Raw genomic sequence first — 1,757 nt, forward strand, 5'->3', positions numbered from 1 at the left:
GAGGTGGAGGCGTGGGATCCGAGGGGGTAGTAGGTAAGTGATGGGGTGACGCAGAGGGGTAGCTCTACCGGGCGGTGGTTGTCCCGGGTCAAGCGTGTAGCCTGGAGCATAGGCAAATCCGTGTTCCGTGAAGGGTGAGGCGTGACGTCGAGGCGTTGAGCCGAAGTGAGTGATCCCGTACTGTCGAGAAAAGCCTCTAGCGAGTGTGTGGGCGGCCCGTACCCTAAACCGACGCAGGTGGTCAGGTAGAGAATACCGAGGCGTTCGGGTGAACCATGGTTAAGGAACTCGGCAAACTGTCCCCGTAACTTTGGGAGAAGGGGAGCCCTGTCCGGTGAAGGAGTACACCTCTGGAGCTGGGTGGGGTCGCAGATACCGGGGGGAAGCGACTGTTTACTAAAAACACAGGTCCGTGCGAAGTCGTAAGACGCGGTATACGGACTGACGCCTGCCCGGTGCCGGAACGTTAAGAGGACCGGTTAGACGCTTTCGGGTGTCGAGGCTGGGAATCTAAGCGCCGGTAAACGGCGGTGGTAACTATAACCATCCTAAGGTAGCGAAATTCCTTGTCGGGTAAGTTCCGACCTGCACGAATGGCGTAACGACTTCCCCGCTGTCTCAACCATGGGCCCGGTGAAATTGCACTACGAGTAAAGATGCTCGTTTCGCGCAGCAGGACGGAAAGACCCCGGGACCTTCACTATAGCTTGACATTGGTGTTTGGGATGGTTTGTGTAGGATAGGTGGGAGCCGGTGAAGCCGCCACGCTAGTGGTGGTGGAGGCGTTGGTGAAATACCACTCTGGCTGTTTCGGGCATCTAACCTGGGACCGTGATCCGGTTCGGGGACAGTGTCTGGTGGGTAGTTTAACTGGGGCGGTTGCCTCCCAAAGTGTAACGGAGGCGCCCAAAGGTTCCCTCAGCCTGGTTGGCAATCAGGTGGTGAGTGTAAGTGCACAAGGGAGCTTGACTGTGAGACGGACGTGTCGAGCAGGTGCGAAAGCAGGGACTAGTGATCCGGCACCGGCGTGTGGAAGCGGTGTCGCTCAACGGCTAAAAGGTACCCCGGGGATAACAGGCTGATCTTCCCCAAGAGTCCATATCGACGGGATGGTTTGGCACCTCGATGTCGGCTCGTCGCATCCTGGGGCTGGAGTTGGTCCCAAGGGTTGGGCTGTTCGCCCATTAAAGCGGCACGCGAGCTGGGTTTAGAACGTCGTGAGACAGTTCGGTCCCTATCCGCTGCGCGCGTTGGAGACTTGAGAAGGGCTGTCCCTAGTACGAGAGGACCGGGATGGACGAACCTCTGGTGTGCCAGTTGTCCCGCCAGGGGCATGGCTGGTTGGCTACGTTCGGGAGAGATAACCGCTGAAAGCATCTAAGCGGGAAGCTTGCTTCGAGATGAGGTCTCCCACCACTTCGAGTGGGTAAGGCCCCCTAGAGACGATGGGGTTGATAGGCCGGATGTGGAAGCCCTGTGAGGGGTGGAGCTGACCGGTACTAATCGGCCGAGGGCTTGTCCACCGCAGATGACTGGATGCTCGCGCACACTATGGTTTTCCACGGATCGATTCGTGGCTTCGAGTTTCCCCCTCATCTTCCCTTTTTTTCGGGTGGTGGGGCGGGGTTGGGGTTACGGCGGTCATAGCTGAGGGGAAACACCCGGTCCCATTCCGAACCCGGAAGTTAAGCTCTCAAGCGCCGATGGTACTGCCTCCGTGCTGGGGTGGGAGAGTAGGACGCCGCCGTACGTTTTTT

2 rRNA genes (1 of these 2 only partly in view) are annotated in these 1,757 nt (G+C 58.6%); both read left to right on the forward strand.

The window, feature by feature from the left end:
* Nucleotides 1-1,524 (forward strand): 23S ribosomal RNA (locus EV190_RS23185); it begins 1,642 nt to the left of the window's first position.
* A 109-nt stretch (nt 1,525-1,633) separates the two neighbouring features.
* Nucleotides 1,634-1,750 (forward strand): 5S ribosomal RNA (rrf, locus tag EV190_RS23190).
* The last annotated feature ends 7 nt before the right edge of the window (nt 1,751-1,757 follow it).

The sequence above is a fragment of the Actinorugispora endophytica genome (assembly GCF_004363075.1).
In the GTDB taxonomy this organism is placed as follows: domain Bacteria; phylum Actinomycetota; class Actinomycetes; order Streptosporangiales; family Streptosporangiaceae; genus Actinorugispora; species Actinorugispora endophytica.